We start from the raw sequence: 572 nt of genomic DNA, 5'->3' as shown, positions 1-572 counted from the left end.
GCCGCACCTTGGGTGCTGGTCGAAAGAGATTGCCGCTCCAACCCCCGGCTTGTTGGATTTGGCAAACCGGTTGCACGGGTTATCGCCGGTCGAATTGGACGCGGCACGAACGGATTGCAACATCCTTACGCGGGTGCGGAGCGCGGCATGAATCTCAAGCAACGCGTGGGTAAGCTGGAACAACATCGCGGCAGCGGCCGATTTATCTACCTGACCACCTCCTATCCGAACGAAACCGCCGAAGGAGCACTAGTACCTCACCCGACCTGGATTGACGGATAGAGGCGTTTGAGTTTGATGCGTGCATCTGCGGTGGTGAAGCGCCAGTTCACCGGCCGAGGATCGGCATTGCGAGCCTGTTGCCAAGCGGCGACCTCTCGGACCAGGGTGGTGGCGTCGGGGATACGGCGATTCAAGCACTGTTGGCTCAGGACACTCAATTCGATCTCGGCCATGTTCAGCCAACTGCCGTGCTTGGGGGTGTGATGGATTTCCAGTCGTTCGAGGAGACGCCAAGCAACGGCGGGTTCGAAAGCCTGATGAGAGCGCAGCCGGTTTATGGGTATTGAGGT

General features: G+C 59.1%; 1 protein-coding gene and 1 pseudogene. One reads left to right on the top strand and one right to left on the bottom strand.

Annotated elements, in window-relative coordinates; all coding sequences use genetic code 11:
* A partial coding sequence (locus E4P82_RS21545) for a hypothetical protein (protein ID WP_211203251.1) occupies nt 1-282 on the top strand: 282 nt, incomplete at its 5' end.
* On the opposite strand, the pseudogene E4P82_RS21405 reads toward E4P82_RS21545, so the two are convergent.
* A pseudogene (locus tag E4P82_RS21405) lies at nt 258-572 on the bottom strand (transposase); the annotation flags it as partial. The gene E4P82_RS21545 and the pseudogene E4P82_RS21405 sit on opposite strands and share 25 nt — an antisense overlap.

The sequence above is a fragment of the Candidatus Competibacter phosphatis genome (genome assembly GCF_012939995.1).
Taxonomy (GTDB): Bacteria; Pseudomonadota; Gammaproteobacteria; order Competibacterales; family Competibacteraceae; genus Competibacter; species Competibacter phosphatis.
This window is presented reverse-complemented; position numbering and strand designations above follow the sequence as displayed.